The following is a 15,937-nucleotide window of genomic DNA, read 5'->3' on the forward strand; positions in this document are numbered from 1 at the left end:
GGCGACTTGAGGTTCGAGAGCGCACGCCGCCTCGCGTCGACTCCACCGTCGTCGCGCTCGGGTATCTTGCAGAACGTGAACGCTCGAAACGCGACGCTTTGGGCCGTGCCGCTGTGCTACGTCACGGCGGCCCTGCTGGCGTTCGCCCACCCGAGCCTGCGGCCCTTGTGGTGGTTGCAGGCCCTGCTTGTCTTCATGGTCGTCGTGTCCTGGTTCGATTTTTTACGCGATCGGCGCAGCGAACTGCTTCCCTCGCACGCTTCGACCAACCTGCTCGCCGCCCTCCTCGTCGTCGTGATGCTCGCCTTGCAGGTCGTGCCGTGAAGTCGCCGACGCGTCACGTCGAACGTCCCACCGCCCTCCGTGGCCGGTGGGACGTTCGAGCGGAAGGTCAACGACTGCCAGGCTGAGCCGCGAGGTCCACGACGAGCGTTTGGCCGCCGCGTTCGATCACGGCGAACTTCGCATTGCTCGCCGCCTGCGAAACCGCTTGCTGTTGCGCGGCGGTGAGGGCGCCGTTCAACGAGATGGACGTTTGCGCCTTGCCGCCCGCGAGGGGATCGGACGCGTAGAAGGTCACGCGACTCGCACCTTGCAGGCCGGGAAGACGCAAGCCACCGTCGTCGGGCGCGCCCATGCGGTCGCGGAGGGAGCCACGCCCGTCCTGAGCGTCGCCGGGGCGGCGCGGATCGGCGGACGGCGCGTTTCGGTCGTTCGACGCGTCACCTTGCCCATTTCGAGCATCGCGCCCGTTGGGTGCGCTTCTGTCGCCGCTGGCATTGCGGTCGTTTCCAGCGTCGCGTCCGTCGGGGCCACGACCATCGAAGGCGTTGGCCTGGGCGTCCTTGAGGGTCATGACGCGGGTCCCGGAAGGCGTCTCGATCGAGACGTACGTCGCGCCTTTCGGAGCGTTCGCGAAAAGATTGGCGGGCCGCGCGGCGTCGCGTTGGATCGTGGCCGTGGAGAGGAGCGTGCCGCCTTTGAGAGGATCGCCCGCGTAGAACTTCACGGTCAGGGACGCGCGAGCCGAACGATCGCCACGCTGCTGCCGAGGTTGTTGCGTTTGTGTGTTCGTTCGAGGAGTCGGCGTCCGGGTGCGGCTCGTCGTCTGGGCGCCCGCCAAGGTGCTTCCGGCGAGCAAGGTGGCGAGGACGGGGACGAGCAGTTTCTTGGTACGGTTCATGTCGGTTCTCCTTGAAGGTCGCGGGTGGTTGAACCACCTGGCGTGATTCTGCGAGCGTGCCGTTCAGAAGCGGCGTAGCGCTCGTTCAGAAGTTGCAAGGAAGAATTCTGGCCTTCTTTCGAGAGTCGTCTCTTGTGCGTGACGTCGTGAGGACGCTCCCACGACGAGAGCGGCGCACGCTGCCACGGGGCACGCATGACGCCCGAGAAACGCGAGGGGCTGCATCACCAGCGCATCGAGTTGCTGCGGCACTCCGACCGTCTCACGGACGGCCCGATGATCGCGTTCGGCTTCGTGTGGCTCGCCCTGCTGATCGTGGACCTCACGCGCGGGTTGACGTCAGGTTTGCGACTCGTCAGCAACGTTATCTGGAGCCTGTTCGTCCTGGACTTCCTGCTGTCGTTCGTCGTCGTGCCCAACAGGGGCGATGATGCTCGTCACAATGGGCAGCGACTACTTTCCACGAACCGCGGAGGGGCGTGCTTCGGCGTGGCTGCTCGCCTTGTACGGTTTCGCGGTGTTCGGGTGGATCACCGCGTCCGTTGCGAGCTTCTTCGTCGGGCGCGATCAACCGACGAACGAAACGGATGAAACGACGAGTGTGACGAACGAGGCCCTGTTGAACGAACTGACGCGGTTGCGCGCCGCCGTCCTTCCCACCGCGCCCGAGGACGACGAGATGCCGTGACTCGCCTCGCTCGGCCGACGTTCACGACGCGAGGAAGTCGGCCGAGCGGAGTGGTCGGTGGCTCTTCAAAGAAGGCGACGTCGACGGACATGGTCGCCTTGATCTCGCCTCGCGGGTATCCTTGGCGCTCCTCCCGTCGTCCAGCGTCATTGGAATGATCGGAGACGTCGTTCGTCCGGTACTCCACGGCGGACGCGACGGCGAACTCTTTCTTGAATTCCGGAACCTTCAAGGGAGAGGCGCCCGAGGAATTCCTTCAGCGCGGAGCGTGCGCAACGTAAAGGAAGCCGCGCGCGATGCCGCTTCCTTGTCCGCCGCATCCCCTGGTCGGCTTGAACTTGAACTTCGCGCTTTCGCCCAGCTTGCCGTACGAGGTGCCGATGAGGAGCGGCTCGCCGCTGGCGTAGTCGTGCACTTCGTGGGCCGTGACGCGGTACGTGCCGAGCGGCACGTCGTTCATGGAGACGCGCTTTTGCACGCGCGTTCCAGCGCTGCCGTCCGCGAGCGGCTGGGTGGGTTCGAACGTTACTTCCACGGTGTCGTCCTCGTCGACGAAGGCGCCGTCCGAATCGTCGCCGTTCGTGAGTTGGACGCGGTCGCCGAAGAAGTCGGTGAGGGCTGTCATGTCCGGGAGGCGCCCGCTGAGCTTCCACTTGAAGTCGCGCAACACCCCGCTTTTCGGTGTGAACGAGGCGTCCTGCGAATCGTCGTCGGCAGCGAGGCGCAAGCAGAATTCCTGGCCGTCGTACTCGACTTGCGTCCAAGCGAAGGCGTTGTAGGGGATGTCGGGCAAGTTCGTCGCCTCGTACTTCCCGTGGGCGTCCGTGCGCACTTGCACGACGCCCGTCGTGACGGAAGGCTGAATCCACACGAGCGCGTTGGCGTCGGGCTTGCCGCGAGCGTCGGTGACGTCCCCGCGCACCGAGTTGGGTGGCAGGGTCGATCCTGCGAGAGAGCTCGCGCCAAGGGCGACGGTCAAGAGGACGGGCGCGGCTTTCAGGGAAGGCGGACGTCGAGGCGCAACTGGTACGCGCCGCGCACGTACTTGTGCTCGGTGAAATCGCCCGTGACGCGTTCGCCGTACTCGCCGACACCTTCGAGGCGCACGAGCAGGGCGCGCGACGTCTCGCCGGGCGGCGCGTATCGAGCGGTCACGGTGTAGCGCCCGATGGGGACGTCCGCGAGGCCCAGTCCGTCGCCGGTCGCCGCGACCTTCGCCTTGATCGTCGTGCCGGGGTTGCCGTCGACGAGCGGGCCGTTCGGCGTGAGCGTCAACTCCACGGCCTGTCCTTCGATGGAGAAATCTCCGGCTTCGGCGGAAGCCAGGACCGTGCCGCCGTACGTGCCGTGCGACCCGCCAGTCTTCTCGCCCGTCAATTGCCAGCGGAAGTCCGAGACGCCGCCTTGAACGCTCGAGAACGTCTTGTCGGTGGTGGGGTGCAAGTCGAAGGCGTACGTGCGGCCGTGATACTCGCGCTCGATCGACGCGTACACGCGCCACGAGTTGAGCGGCGGCAAGGGCACTCGGTAGCGTCCTCGGGCGTCCGTCTTCGTGATCAAGTTGACGTCGCGCAGCACGGTGCTGTCCACGATGATCTTCGCGCCGGGTACCGGGGCGCCGCGCGTGTCCAGCACTTGCCCTTGGGCGAAGCCGGGCTCGGGTTTGAGGGGTGGGGGCGCGCTCGTGAAGGCCGAGGCGGTCGCGGCGAGCGCAAGGGTAGCGGCGAAGGTGGCGTGTCTTCGAGGGTCGTTCATGCTTGTCCTAAGGGCGTAGACGCGGGGGCGGAAGGTCGGTCAGTCGGGAGCGGACAAGTGACGCGTCATGACTTCTTCCTCCAAAAAGACCATCAGGTCCAGCGGAGACAGGAAGTAGCGGCGGCGCTCGCCGAGCAGCACGGACGCGCGCCAAATACGCGCCGAACCGTTCGGTTCGTACCAAACGCGCAGCACGAACAAGCGGGCCGTCTCGTCTTGAGAAAGATTCATGCGGTCACTGTGACGGACACCGAGTGAAAGCGGCGTGATTCGACGGCGAGTCGGGAACGAGGTCAGCGGCGCCCCCCCGGCGCGGTGAATGCGAACGTGCGCTTTCACGGCCCGCCGCCGAGGTGCGCGCGATTCATCCAAAAATAATCGTGTCTTTCGTACCTTCTCATCGACTTCGCCGCACGTCGTGTGCGGCGCGATGGAAAGGAACGTCATGCGACACACAGCGCTCTCCACCCTCACCTTGGCCCTTCTTACGTCCGCGTTCGCCACGTCCACGCCCGTCTCGTACAACGGGGTACGAGCGACGCTCGACACGCAGCAACGCGGCGGCGTGACGCTCGTGGACGCCGAGGCGTTCGTGAAGACGTTCAAGCTGAGCTTGAACGTCAAGACGCTTCCCAAGCCGCAAACCATCAACGGCCGCACCTACGTCGACGTGAACGTGCTCGCGTCCGCGTTGAAGACGAACGTGGCGGTCAGTCAAGGCGTGCTCGTCTACTCACAGAATCAGACGCCTGTCGTCAAGGGAACGGCGCAACTCGACGGAAACGCGGCCAAGATCGGCCAGACATTCACCGTCGGAAAGGCGAATCCCATGAACTTCACGCTTCGCTCGGCCGAATTCAGCTTGAGCCGGATGACGTTCGGCGACTTCACGCTGATTCCGACGCGCGATCAAAAGCTTCTGGTGTTGCGTTATACGATTCAAAATCCGCAAAACCGTGACTTGTTTTTTCGCGGCGACCAGTTACGGATGCTGGCCGTCGACGCCTCGGACGTCAATCACGAGCTGGAGGGTTTGGCCGTTCGTGAAGGCCAGACGGCCTCGCTCGAGCTCAGCCTCAAGCCCGCGCAGAAGATCGACGTGGTCTCGGCGATTCTCGTGCCCGCACGGGGTCCGATTCCGAAGCTCATCATCGAGCCCCGCGGAGACGACACTCCGGCCGTGTTGCGTTACGACCTGCGCGGCGCCGTCAAGCCTCTGCCCGCCGCCTTCACGCCGTCCAACGACGGCGCCACGGCCCCTGCCGTGATTCCGGCCGCTTTGAACGCAGTGCTGCCTCTCGGCTACTTCGACGTCGCGCTCAAGAGCGTCGCGTACACGAAGGACAACTTGACGTCCAGCGTGACGTTGGAAGACGGTCAGCAATTCGCCGTCGTGACGGCCGTTCTCAAGAACGCGAGCACGAGCGAGCGCGGCTACCGAGGCGACACGCTCATCGTGGAAGCGACCTTGGCAAGCGGCGAGCGCGTGAAGTTCGACGGCTACATGATTTCCGGAAGCCGCAACGTGGACGCCGAGGGCGACCTGCGGCCCGGAGAGCAGACGACCGTTCGTCTCGTCGGCGTCATTCCGGAGGATGTCAAGCTTTCGAGCGTCACCGTGAGCGAGAACGTCAGCGCGATCGATGCGCCGACGCACGCCTTCAACGTGGCCGTCAAGTGACGCGAAGTCACGCCTCGAACCTCCCTTGCCAGAAAGAGAGCGAACGCATGAAACGTCTGACCTTCTCCTTGTCCACCGCCGCGCTCCTCGTCGGCATCACGCTCGCCTCGGGCGCGACCGCCGCCAACCCGCCCTTGCCGCCGATCACACGCGTCGGCGTCGTCAGCATCGGGCGCTCCTCCATGCAGATGCCCGGCGTGGGCAGCATGGACGTCGTCACGTCGAACGCCTCGTTTTACCGAGGCGGAGGCGAATCGCTCGGAAGCGCCGCACGCGACGTGTGCACGGTCCTCGCGAGCGTACCCGACGCTCAGGAACCGTCGACGCCCGGTCTCGACACGCCCGAGAAGGCGCCGAACGTCGTGAGCCTCGACGCGGGCAACCCGCTCGTGCTGCGCGGCGCGGCGCAGTCGTACGCGAACTTGCCGCGCTTCAAGCAAGGCGCGACGATCTCGTACGCCGCGAACCCACCGCTGCGGCAAGCGCCTCCCGCCAACCTCGTGATCGACATTCCCGGAGCGCAAGGCGGCTTCCCGGCCATGAAGAACATGGCGTTTCCCACCACGGCGCCCGTGACCCTGAGCGCGCCGAAAAACGGCGTCGGCGTCAAGCCGAGCACGACCTTCACGTGGTCGAACCCCACGAAGGACGCGAACACGCTGGTGCTGCTGAGCGGCACGCAGGAGGAAGGCGGCGTCACCTTCACGTGCACGGCGATCGACGACGGTACCTTCACGTTCCCGGCAGCGACGGCCGCCGCCCTGAAGAAGGCGGGCTTCGAGGTGGGGCAGCTCACCATGTTGGGCCGTATGAGCAGCCGCTCGTACCGTCAAGGCGACGCTCAACTCGTGCTGCAAGTCACGAGCATGCAAACGTTCATGCCGCAAGACGAGGGAGACGAGTGATCGCCTGCACGGCACTTCGCGCCGTGGCCCTCGTGGCGCCCGCTTCGACTCTCTTCTAGGCCGCAGCGACGGGAAAACGCAGCAAGCAAGGCGCGTGACCGAAGACGACACGTCTTCGGTCACCTTCCACCGGGAGTCTGGTTCGCCGCGACTTCACGGCGGCACGCGGCACGGGCCCGGCGCTCGCAGTCAAGCGCCGGGCCCGTCGGGTGTTGAAGTGATGGGCAGTGGAGCCTTCCACCGCCGAGGAGCTCCCGCTTCACGCTCCGCGCACGTTCACGGTCTTCCGAGCCAGACGTGCGTCGTGCTGAAGGTGCCGCTGTGGCCGCACGTGTCGAAGCCGTCGAACAAGATCATGGTGGTGTCGCCGAGCTTCTCGTCGCGGTTCGTGGTGCCGACGCGAAGCTTCGTCTTCGCGCCGCCTTGCACGAGGAAGGCGCTGAGTTGGTAGTACCCGACGGGAATGTCCGCAATGCCCGCCGAGAGGCGGACCGTCTTCACGATGGGCTTGCCCACGCTTCCGTCGATGAGCGGTCCGTCGGGGGTGAGGCGCAGTTCCACGATCGAGTCGAAGGGGATGAACTTGCCGTCCTCGGTGGAGACGTTCTCGAAGGCGAGCGAGCCGCCCCACCACTGCCCACCGTTGCTCGACGACGCCATGTCGGACTCGCCGGAGATCTTGAAGCGCCAATTGCGCACGACGCCCTGCTTGGCGTTGAAGGCCTCCTGGTACTCGCCGGGATCGCCCGCCATGCGAACGCAGTAGTGGCGCCCGTGGTAGTTGATTTCTTTGTAGGCGTACACGTAGTACGGATTGGTCGTCGGGTTGAGTTCGATGGATTGGTAGCGGCCTTGCGCGTCGGTCTTGGTGAAGAGCGTTCCTCGGAACATGGCGGGTTCGACGATGATCTGCGCGCCGACGACGGGTTTTCCTCGCTCGTCGAGGACGCGTCCGCTCACGGTGTTGGGCGTGGCGGCTTCGACGGTGAGCGCGGCGCACAGGGCGAGGGACGCGAAGGTCGCGGGCAAGAGGCGAATGAGGCGATTTCGAGACACGTTGGTTCCTCCTGCCGTCACGGTATGAAACGCCGAGTGAAATCAGCGTGATTCGGCGGCGTCGCGCGCAGGACGCATGAGCGAACACGACGTAAAGTTCATGTTTCCTTGAGTAAGCCAGGACTATATTGGAAAGGTGCACGCAACGACGCCCTGGCACCTGAGGTTGCTCGGTGCTCCTCATTTCATCTCACCGCTCGGCGTGCCCATTTTCTTGGAGCGCAAGGGCGCGGCGGTCGTGGCGTACCTCGCCCTTACGGGAAGTGCGAGTCGTTCGAAGCTCGCGGGGATGTTGTGGCCCGACGCGCGCGAAGCGACGGCGCGCAACAACCTCGCGCAGCAACTGCGCAAACTGCGCCTCGCCCTGGAAGATTCTCTCGTACAGGGCAGCGGCGTGCTGAGCCTCGACGCCACCGTGACGGTGGACGTGCTCGAAGCGCGCGTCGCGTGCGAGCAAGGTCGGCACGAAGCGTTCGTGGACTTTCAGGGAACGCTGCTGGGAGATTTGGCGTTCGACGACTGTCCCGACTTCGATGCTTGGCTGACCGCCGAGCGAACGCGCTTGGCGCAAGATCGCGGCGTGAGCTTGCGCGCGCTCGCGTCCGCCGCCGAGGCGAGCGGCGACACGGACGCGACCTTCTCGTGGGCATCGCGCTTGCTGGAAGCGGAACCTTTAGCCGAGGACGCCTACGTGCGCGTCATGACGTTGCAGTACCTGCGTGGAGACGTGGCGGCGGCCCGCGCGACGTACGAGCGATGCGAAGCGATGCTGGCACGTGAATTCGGCGCCGCTCCCCTGGCGGAAACGGTGGCGTTCGCGGCGAAGCTCAAGCAGCCCAAGCAAACGACGGCGAGACGTTCCGCGTCCGCCGCGACCTTGAGCATTCGTGCGCCCGCGCTCGTCGGACGTGAACGAGAGTGGGCGCGAATGCAAGAAGCGTGGGACAAGGGGCAGTTCATCTTCCTGAGTGGCGAAAGCGGCGTGGGCAAGTCGCGGCTCGCTCGGGAGTTCGCGGCCAACCAAGGAGCGTTCGACGTGTTCGCCGGACGTCCCGGCGACGTGTACGTTCCTTTTGCCGCCAACACCCGCCGGTACCGCGAGTTGCTCGCGCGCAATCCCGATCTTCGTCTCGAGCCGTGGATGCGCGCCGAACTCGGGCGCGTCCTGCCCGAGCTGTCCGACGATGCGCCGCCGCCCGTGCGAACCGACGAGGACCGCGAGCGGTTCTTCTTCGCGCAGGGCGAGCTGATTCGCTTCGGCAGCGAAGGGTTGAAGGCGACGGTGATCGACGACTTGCAGTACTTCGATCAAGCGAGCATCGACGTCGGCGATTACGCGATGATCAAGTACGCGCCGCTCGGCAAGCCGGGCGGCTTGCCGCGCTTCATCGATTGCTTTCGTCGTGGAGAGTTGCCGCCCAGCACGGCCGCCGCCATTCAGTACGGCGTGGAACTCGGGCTCGCGTGCGTCATCGAGTTGGAGCCTCTCGCGGAAGACGCGGCGATCGAGTTGGTGCTACACCTCGGCGTGGACGCCGCGAGGAATCGCGCGCGGGAAGTGGCGCGCGCGACGGGCGGCAATCCGCAGTTCATCTTGGAGACGGTGCGGCAACTCGCGCATCGTCCGAGCGGCGCGCCGCTCACGCTTCCGGAAACGGTCGGTCAAGCCATCGAGCGTCGCTTGCGTGAGTTGACGCCGGGCGCCCTGCTCACGCTGCGCGCGGCGAGCGTCCTGCAACGCGACTTCGACGTGGATCTCGTGGCGGACGTCTTGCACTCTCCCCTGTTGGACGTCGTGGGCCACTGGGAAGAGTTGGAGGCGGGGCAGTTCGTGCGCGGCGAACGGTTCACGCACGACCTCATCTTGGAGACGACGCGCGCGAACTTGCCGCTGAGCGTCGCGCACGCGTTGCACCGAAGCGCGGCGGCCGCGTTGACGGCGCGCGGAGCGGAAAGCGCGCGCGTCGCTCGGCATTGGCTCGAAGGCGGCGTGCCGAGCGAGGCGGCCGAGGCGTTCGTGCGGGCGGCGGCGCGCGCCGAGCAAGGGGGTCGCTGGCGTGAAGCGGCCGAATTGCTCGTGCAAGCCGCGCTCTCGTTCGAAGCCGACGGTCATTCCGAGCGCGCCGCCGAGCAGTGGGCGGACGCCGCGCGCTTCGCGCACCATCATCACCTCGAACTCGTCGGGAGCCTCGAGCCGCTCGGCTCTCGGACCTCGGCGGTCGATCGGGAAGCGCCGACGCCATGACGGACACGCGTTGGACGCTGCGGGTGTTCGGGCAAGCGGAACTCGTCTCGCCGAGCGGCACTGTTTGGCCCTTGGAGCGCAAATTGGCGGGCGTGCTCGCGTACCTCGCCGTGGAGGGAGCGGCGACGCGCGCGCGCCTCACGGAGTTGTTGTGGCCCGACGCTCGCCCGAACGTGGCGCGCAACAGCTTGGTGCAGCACTTGCGTAAACTTCGTCTCGCCGTCGGCGAGGACCTCGTCGAGGGAGACGCGACGTTGACGCTGCGCGCGGATGTGACGTCGGACGCGGCGCTCACGCGGGCGGCCTTCGAGGGCGACCGCTTCGACGAGGTGCACGCGCTTACCGAACGTGGCGCGGTGCTGGCGCACGCGGACTTCGACGACTGCCCGGACTTCGCCGAGTGGCTGCTGGTGACGCGCGAACGTCAGCAGGAGTGGCAGTCGAGGGCGTGGAGGGCGCTCGGGGCGCGAGCCGAGCGGCAAGGCGAGTTCGGCGACGCGCTCGCGTGGGAGGAGCGCGTTCTCGCGCTCGATCCGCTCGCCGAGGAGACGTACGGGCGCGTGATGCGGCTGCACGTGGCGATGAACAATCGTCATCTCGCTCTGGGCGTGTACGAGCGGTACCGCGAGTGGCTGCGCGACGAGATGAACGCGGAGCCGCTGCGCGAACTGCAAGCCCTCGCGCGTGAAATTCGCGGGGGCATCGGCGGCGCGATCACCGCGCCGACGTTCGCGAACACGCCGATCTCGGTGTTGCGTCCCCCGGCGCTCGTCGGACGGGAACGCGAGTGGACGCTCATGGAGGACGCGTGGGAGCGCGGCCAGCTCATCTTGCTCGGGGGCGGCGCGGGCGTGGGCAAGACGCGCTTGGCGATGGAGTTCGCGGCGAGCAAAGGCGCGGTTTTGAAAGCCGAAGCGCGTCAAGGTGACGCGCACGTGCCGTTCGCGACGCTCACCCGTTTCTTGCGCGCGGGCTTGACCGCCACGCCGGACCTCGCGTTGCCCGCGTGGATGAAGCGTGAACTGTCGCGCTTGCTGCCGGAACTGGGCGGCGAGACGACCGCGCCTTTGAAGGGCGACGAGGACAAGTTGCGGTTTTTCAGTGCCGCTTACGACTTGCACGTCAAAACGGCCGCGGGCCGTCAAGTGCTGGTGTACGACGACGTGCACTTCTTCGACGAGGCGACCGCCGAATTCGGGGCGTACATGCTCTCGCGCGCCTTTCCGATGGGCGCGGAAGGTCAGCCGCCGCACATCATCGACGTGTTTCGTAGCGACGAAGTGTCGCCGACCCTGCGCGCTCAACTGCAACGCCTCGTCGACAGCGGCATCGGCGTGCACATCGAGTTGGAGCCGCTCGACGACGAGGCGGTCGAGCACTTGATCACCTCGTTGGACGTCGCGCACATCAAGCCGTTCGCGCCGACGTTGGCGCGTTTCACGGGGGGAAATCCGCTGTTCTTGCTCGAAACCGTTCGTCACCTTCTCAGCGGCGGCGACTTGCCCGAGGAAGGAGGCGTGTTGCCGCCCGGCGCGAGCGACATCATCGCCCGGCGTTTCTCGCGCTTGTCGGCGACGGCGCAGCAAGTCGCGCGCGCGGCGAGCGTTCTGCAAAGCGACTTCACGCCGGAACTCGTTTCGGACGTGCTGGGCGCTCCGCTCGTCGACGTTCTCACGGCGTGGGAGGAATTGGAGGCGGCGGACGTGCTGAGCGATCGTCGTTTCAGCCACGACCTCGTGTACGAGACCATCACGCGCGACATCCCGCGAATCGTCCACGGCGCTTTGCATCGCCGCGCGGCCCGCACACGCGAACGTCTCGGAGCGCCGCCCGCGCAAATCGCTCATCACTTCCTCCAAGCCGGCTTGGAGGAAGTGGCGGCGCCGCACTTCCTGCGCGCCGCCGAGGCGGCGCGCGTCACGTGGCGCATGCCGGAAGCCGCCGACTTCTACGAGCGGGCGGCGGATCTCTTCGAGCGGGCGGGCCGACGCCCGGAAGCGTTCGCGGCGCGCTTCACGCTCGCGCACGACGTCCTCAAGGAGTTCGATCTCGGCGCGCGCTTCGAAGTCGTGGCGCAGCGCTTGCTGGACGAGGCACGCACGCCGGGCGAGCGCGGACGGGCGTGGGCGGTTCAAGGCATTTTGCGGCACCGTCGAGGCGACGCGGCGGGAACCGAGCAGGCTGCACGCGAAGGGCTCGCCGAGCTCGACGTCGCGACGGAACCGGAAGTGGTCGCCGACTTGACGAACTTGCTTGGTGTCGCGCTCGTGCGGCAAGGTCGGTGGAACGAGGCGGTGCCCGTTCTCGAAGGCGCCGTCGAGCAGTACCGCGCGCTCGGCGTACGAGACTCGGAGTTGGCGACGCAGCAGAACATCGCGGCGGCCTTGTTTCAGCTCGGGCAGTACACCCGAACGGTGGACTTGTGCCTCGACGTCGCGAGCGCCGCAGAGGCGCGTGGACTGAAGTTGCTGCAAGCGGCGGCGCTCGGCAGCGCTGCCGCCGCGCTGGGGCATCAAGGGCGCAAGCGAGCCGGCTTGGAGCTCGCCGAGCAAGCTCTGGCGTTGCTGCGAGGCGTGCAGGGCGCGATGCAGCACGAAGTGTCGCTCTTGTTGACGCTCGGGGCGTGCGCGCGTGACTGCGGCGAGTACAGCCGCGCCCTCGACGCGCTCGAACGGGCGCGCACGTTGAGCGCGGGCTACTCGAACGTGCTGTCGGGAATGACGTTGCGGCACCTCGCGAGCGTGCATGACCTGCTCGGGGACGGCAGGGAAGCGCGAACGCTACTCGAAGAAGCGCTCGCCTTGCAAGGTCTTCCCGGCGAGACGCGCGCCTCCATCCTGACGCTTCTGGCGGAAGTCCTGCACTCGCAAGGCGAGGCGGTGGACGCCGTCTTGGCCGCCGCCCTTCCCTTGCTCGCGGCTCAACGGTCCAAGAGCGCGTTGCGGGGACGCTTGGCGCTCGCCGTGACCCTGCCGCCCGAAGAAGCCTTGCAGATCACGGAGGAGGTCGTGGAGGAGCTTCGCGGCCGCGAGGACCGCGATTTGCTGCTGGTCGCCTTGGTGCGGCACGCCCGCGCGCTCTTACGGGCGAAACGACCCGCCATCGAAGCGGCCGTCGAAGCGGCGCGTCTGCTGAAGACGTTCGAGCCGTTGGAATGCTCCGTGGCGGACGTCCTGTTCACGGTCGCGAGCGTGCGCGAGGCGGTCGGGGACGCGGACGCACAGCACGCTCGCCTCGAAGCGGAGCGTTGGCTCGAGGAGACGGCGAGTCGTCACGTTCCGGCGGCGCGGCGCGCCACGTTCGTGGTGGCAACTCGCCGCCGAGGCGATCGAAGCACGCGCGTCTCGGCGAGGTGAGGAGCCGCCGCGTGCGGGCGTCACGCACGGTAAGGTGAAGGATGGCACAAGCAAGCCGAGAAGGCCGTGCAAGCGCGCTCCGCGTTTTCCGGAGGGCTTGAAATGGCGCGTCTGCGCATCGTTTACGTCGGGGGAGGCTCCACGCGCGCGCCTGGCACGGTCGCGTCCTTCATTCGTCAATGGGAGAACTTCGCGGGGTCCGAGATCGTCCTCGTGGACGTCCACGAGGAACACCTCGACCTCGTGCGTCGTCTCGCCGCGAAGATGGCGGACGTCGCGGGCGCAGACCTTACCGTCACGGCGACGTCTCGTCGGGAAGAAGCCCTCGTCGGGGCGGACGTCGTGCTGTCGAGCTACCGTCCCGGCGGCTTCGAGGCGCGCGTCCTCGACGAACGAATTCCGCTGCGTCACGGCGTGATCGGTCAGGAAACGCAAGGACCGGGCGGCTTCTTCATGGCGTTGCGCGCGATTCACGTCGCGCGGCAACTCGTCGAGGACATGAGCCGACTGTGTCCGAACGCCGTCTTGTTCAACTACACGAATCCCGTGAACGTCGTCGCGCAGGCCGTGCGTGACTTCAGCGACGTTCGCGTGATTTCGCTGTGCGAAGGCCCGATCATCTTTCCGCGTCAACTCGCGGGCATGGCAGGCCTCGACCCGAACCGCGTGCGCGCGTCCATGATCGGCCTCAATCACGCGTGTTGGAGCGACGCGTCCACCGGAGGCGCGATGTACGGCGACGAGGACTTGTGGCCGCACGTCGAGGCCGCCTTGGCGTCCGGACGAGTCACGGACGCCTGGGCGACGCGCCTGCTCGACCTCGCCCTCGTGATGCGCAGCGTGCCCGCCGCGTACATGCGCTACTACTACTTTCGGCGCGAAGTGCTGGCCGAACTTCGCACGGCGCCGACGACGCGCGCCGAGGACATCCTCGCCGCCACGTCCGACTACTGGACGCACTACCGTGAGCTTCTCGACGCGCCTCACCCGGTTCTCGACCCGAAGCGATCCCGGGGAGGCATTTACGAGTTGGAGATCGCCGTGGACGTGATGGACGCCATGTACAACGACCGTGCGGAAGTGTGGCCGTGCAACGTCGTGAACGGCGGCGCCCTTCGCGACTTGCCCGCCGACCTCGTCGTGGAGGGACCGTGCGTCGTGGACCGCGACGGGCCGCGCCTTCTGTCGGGCTTTCGTCTCCCCGAGGGCGCGCGGGGACTCGTGGGCGCCCTCGGGGAGTATCAGCGACTCGCCGCGCACGCGGCATGGAACGGTTCGCGCACGGACGCCATTCGCGCGCTCTCGGCGAATCCAATCGTGCCGGGCCTGAGCGTGGCCCGCGCGTTGTACGACGATCTCGCGGCGGCTCAACGCGCCTGGCTTCCCGAGCGCTTGTGGTGAGCAGGCCGAACGTCGTGGTGGTGAAGGACGCGCTCGAAGCGGCGCGGGTCGCCGCCGACATCATCGCGCGGATCGTTCGAGACAAGCCGACGGCGGCCTTGCTGGTCGCCACGGGCAACACGCCCCTTCCGGCGTACGCGGAACTCGCGCGGCGGGCGGAGAACGGCGAGGTGGACTTCTCGCGGGTCCTCGCCGTGCAACTCGACGAGTACGTCGGCTTGGAGGAGGACGATCCGCGATCTTTGTGGAGGTGGACACGGCGTTCGTTCGTCGACCCGCTCGGTGTGACGCGCACCTTGCGCCTCGTCGACGTGACGACCTTCGACGACGACATCGCCAAGGTCGGGGGGCTGGACCTCGCCGTTCTCGGGCTCGGCCCGAACGGCCACCTGGGCTTCAACGAGCCGCCGTGCGACGAGCACGCCAAGACGCGTGAAGTGGACCTCACGCCCGAAAGCCTCGTCAGCAACGCTCGGTACTTCGATCTGCCCGTGCCGACCCGCGCGCGAACGGCGGGCATGACGACGATCCTCTCGGCGCGCGAGAAGTTGCTGATCGTGACGGGCGCGCACAAACGCCGCATCCTGGCTCGCACGCTCGACGAGGTGTCGTCGCGTGACGTTCCGGCGTCGTGGCTGCGAGGAGAGGACACCACCGTCGTGGCGGACGAGGAGGCGAGGCCACGTGACTGAAGCCAGAGACGTCGTGGTAGGCGTCGACGCGGGCAGCACGAAGACGATCGCGCTCGTCGTGTCGCGCGAGGGACGAGTCGTCGGGGCGGCTCGGGGGGGTCGATCGAACCTCTACCTTTCACGTGAGGAAGCCTCGGCAGCTGTCGAGGCGGCGGTGACGAACGCGCTTGGCGAAGCGCGCCGGACGGACCGCGACCTCGCGGCGATCGCCCTGAGCGCGACCGGAGCCGACTGGCCAGAGGACTTCACCGTTCTACGCGCCCACCTCGCCGCCCGCTGGCCGGACGCTCGGCACGTCGTCGTGAACGACGCGGTCGGCGCCCTCGAAGCGACCGGGGCGCGCGGTCCGGCCGTGATGGTCGCGTGCGGAACCGGCGCGGGCACCGCCGCTCGCGGCCTCGACGGCACGGTGTGGCACTCGAGCTTTTGGCAGGAGCCGCAAGGAGCCGAGGAACTCGGGCGCCTCGCCTTGAAGGCGGTGTACCGTGCCGCGTTGGGCGTCGACGCGCCGACCCGTCTCACGAACCGCGTGCTGAGCACGTTCGACTTGCCGTCCGTAGAGGCGCTGTTGCACGCGTTCACGCGCCGAGAGCAGTCGTTGTCGCCTCGCGTCGGCCACCTCGCCCGAATCCTGCTCGACGTCGCCGCCGAAGGAGACGAGACCGCTTGGCGCCTCGTGGACCGTCACGGCGAGGCCCTCGCTCGGTACGCGGCGGCGAGCGCTCGGCAAGTCGGCCTCGCGGACGGCTTCGCGTTGTTCATGGCGGGCGGCGTGATGCGTCATCCCTCGCGGCTGCTGTCCGATCGACTCGAAGAGCACGCTCGCCGACTCGCGCCGAACATCACCGCGCACCTCTCGCCGCACGAACCCGTCATGGGGGCCGTACGCCTCGCACTTCGCGCGGTCGGGGCGGACGAGGACGCTTGCGAACGGCGAACGCCGTCGTTGCCCGAGCATCTCTACCTCACGTGACT

The 15,937-nt window shown here is 67.1% G+C and carries 14 protein-coding genes; 9 read left to right on the top strand and 5 right to left on the bottom strand.

Features of this window, described 5'->3' with window-relative positions:
• Window positions 1-75 precede the first annotated feature (75 nt).
• Window positions 76-324: a hypothetical protein gene (locus DES52_RS15025; RefSeq protein ID WP_146237309.1), complete on the top strand. Its 249-nt coding sequence runs from the start codon at window positions 76-78 to the stop codon at window positions 322-324.
• Window positions 325-391: 67 nt separating this feature from the next.
• On the opposite strand, the gene DES52_RS15030 is transcribed toward DES52_RS15025, so the two are convergent.
• Window positions 392-1,183 carry a hypothetical protein gene (locus DES52_RS15030; protein ID WP_110887641.1) on the bottom strand — a complete coding sequence of 264 codons (792 nt, stop codon included), beginning with the start codon at window positions 1,181-1,183 and terminating at the stop codon, window positions 392-394.
• A 427-nt stretch (window positions 1,184-1,610) separates the two neighbouring features.
• On the opposite strand from DES52_RS15030, the gene DES52_RS23505 reads away from it, so the two are divergent.
• The gene (locus tag DES52_RS23505; RefSeq protein ID WP_245901040.1) at window positions 1,611-1,871 is read left to right on the top strand and encodes a hypothetical protein; all 261 of its coding nucleotides are present in this window, start codon (window positions 1,611-1,613) and stop codon (window positions 1,869-1,871) included.
• 256 nt (window positions 1,872-2,127) lie between these two features.
• Here DES52_RS23505 and DES52_RS23010 read toward each other — a convergent pair whose 3' ends face one another.
• From DES52_RS23010 to DES52_RS22600, 3 genes are read right to left on the bottom strand one after another with little or no spacing between them, the layout of a single operon-like run.
• The gene (locus DES52_RS23010) at window positions 2,128-2,850 is read right to left on the bottom strand and encodes a carboxypeptidase-like regulatory domain-containing protein (RefSeq protein ID WP_170131075.1); all 723 of its coding nucleotides are present in this window, start codon (window positions 2,848-2,850) and stop codon (window positions 2,128-2,130) included.
• Window positions 2,851-2,867: 17 nt separating this feature from the next.
• Window positions 2,868-3,626 carry a carboxypeptidase-like regulatory domain-containing protein gene (locus tag DES52_RS15045; protein WP_110887642.1) on the bottom strand — a complete coding sequence of 253 codons (759 nt, stop codon included), beginning with the start codon at window positions 3,624-3,626 and terminating at the stop codon, window positions 2,868-2,870.
• Between the two features lie 39 nt (window positions 3,627-3,665).
• Window positions 3,666-3,857, bottom strand: coding sequence for a hypothetical protein (locus DES52_RS22600; protein WP_146237310.1), 192 nt, complete (start codon window positions 3,855-3,857; stop codon window positions 3,666-3,668).
• A gap of 214 nt (window positions 3,858-4,071) precedes the next feature.
• Between DES52_RS22600 and DES52_RS15055 the strand changes: the two genes are divergently transcribed.
• Together DES52_RS15055 and DES52_RS15060 are read left to right on the top strand one after the other, a co-directional pair.
• Entirely contained in the window at window positions 4,072-5,307 is a 1,236-nt protein-coding gene (locus DES52_RS15055; RefSeq protein ID WP_110887644.1) for a hypothetical protein, read from the top strand.
• A gap of 47 nt (window positions 5,308-5,354) precedes the next feature.
• Window positions 5,355-6,212: a hypothetical protein gene (locus tag DES52_RS15060; RefSeq protein ID WP_146237311.1), complete on the top strand. Its 858-nt coding sequence runs from the start codon at window positions 5,355-5,357 to the stop codon at window positions 6,210-6,212.
• 276 nt (window positions 6,213-6,488) lie between these two features.
• Here DES52_RS15060 and DES52_RS15065 read toward each other — a convergent pair whose 3' ends face one another.
• A complete protein-coding gene (locus tag DES52_RS15065) occupies window positions 6,489-7,268 on the bottom strand; it encodes a carboxypeptidase-like regulatory domain-containing protein (protein ID WP_170131076.1) in 780 nt (259 codons plus the stop codon).
• A 136-nt stretch (window positions 7,269-7,404) separates the two neighbouring features.
• On the opposite strand from DES52_RS15065, the gene DES52_RS15070 reads away from it, so the two are divergent.
• From DES52_RS15070 to DES52_RS15090, 5 genes are all read left to right on the top strand, one after another.
• Window positions 7,405-9,513, top strand: a complete 2,109-nt coding sequence (locus DES52_RS15070; protein WP_110887647.1) for an ATP-binding protein — start codon at window positions 7,405-7,407, stop codon at window positions 9,511-9,513.
• Window positions 9,510-12,869, top strand: a complete 3,360-nt coding sequence (locus DES52_RS15075) for an ATP-binding protein (RefSeq protein ID WP_110887648.1) — start codon at window positions 9,510-9,512, stop codon at window positions 12,867-12,869. The genes DES52_RS15070 and DES52_RS15075 overlap by 4 nt, the downstream gene beginning before the upstream one ends.
• A gap of 102 nt (window positions 12,870-12,971) precedes the next feature.
• Entirely contained in the window at window positions 12,972-14,270 is a 1,299-nt protein-coding gene (locus tag DES52_RS15080; protein ID WP_110887649.1) for a family 4 glycosyl hydrolase, read from the top strand.
• Window positions 14,267-14,962 (top strand): glucosamine-6-phosphate deaminase, encoded by a 696-nt coding sequence (locus DES52_RS15085; protein WP_170131077.1) that lies wholly within the window; start codon window positions 14,267-14,269, stop codon window positions 14,960-14,962. Before DES52_RS15080 ends, DES52_RS15085 begins: the two co-directional genes overlap by 4 nt.
• Complete coding sequence (locus DES52_RS15090) at window positions 14,955-15,935, top strand: N-acetylglucosamine kinase (RefSeq protein WP_170131078.1); 981 nt, start codon at window positions 14,955-14,957, stop codon at window positions 15,933-15,935. The genes DES52_RS15085 and DES52_RS15090 overlap by 8 nt, the downstream gene beginning before the upstream one ends.
• Window positions 15,936-15,937: the final 2 nt, after the last annotated feature.

Source organism: Deinococcus yavapaiensis KR-236 (assembly GCF_003217515.1).
Lineage (GTDB): Bacteria > Deinococcota > Deinococci > Deinococcales > Deinococcaceae > Deinococcus_A > Deinococcus_A yavapaiensis.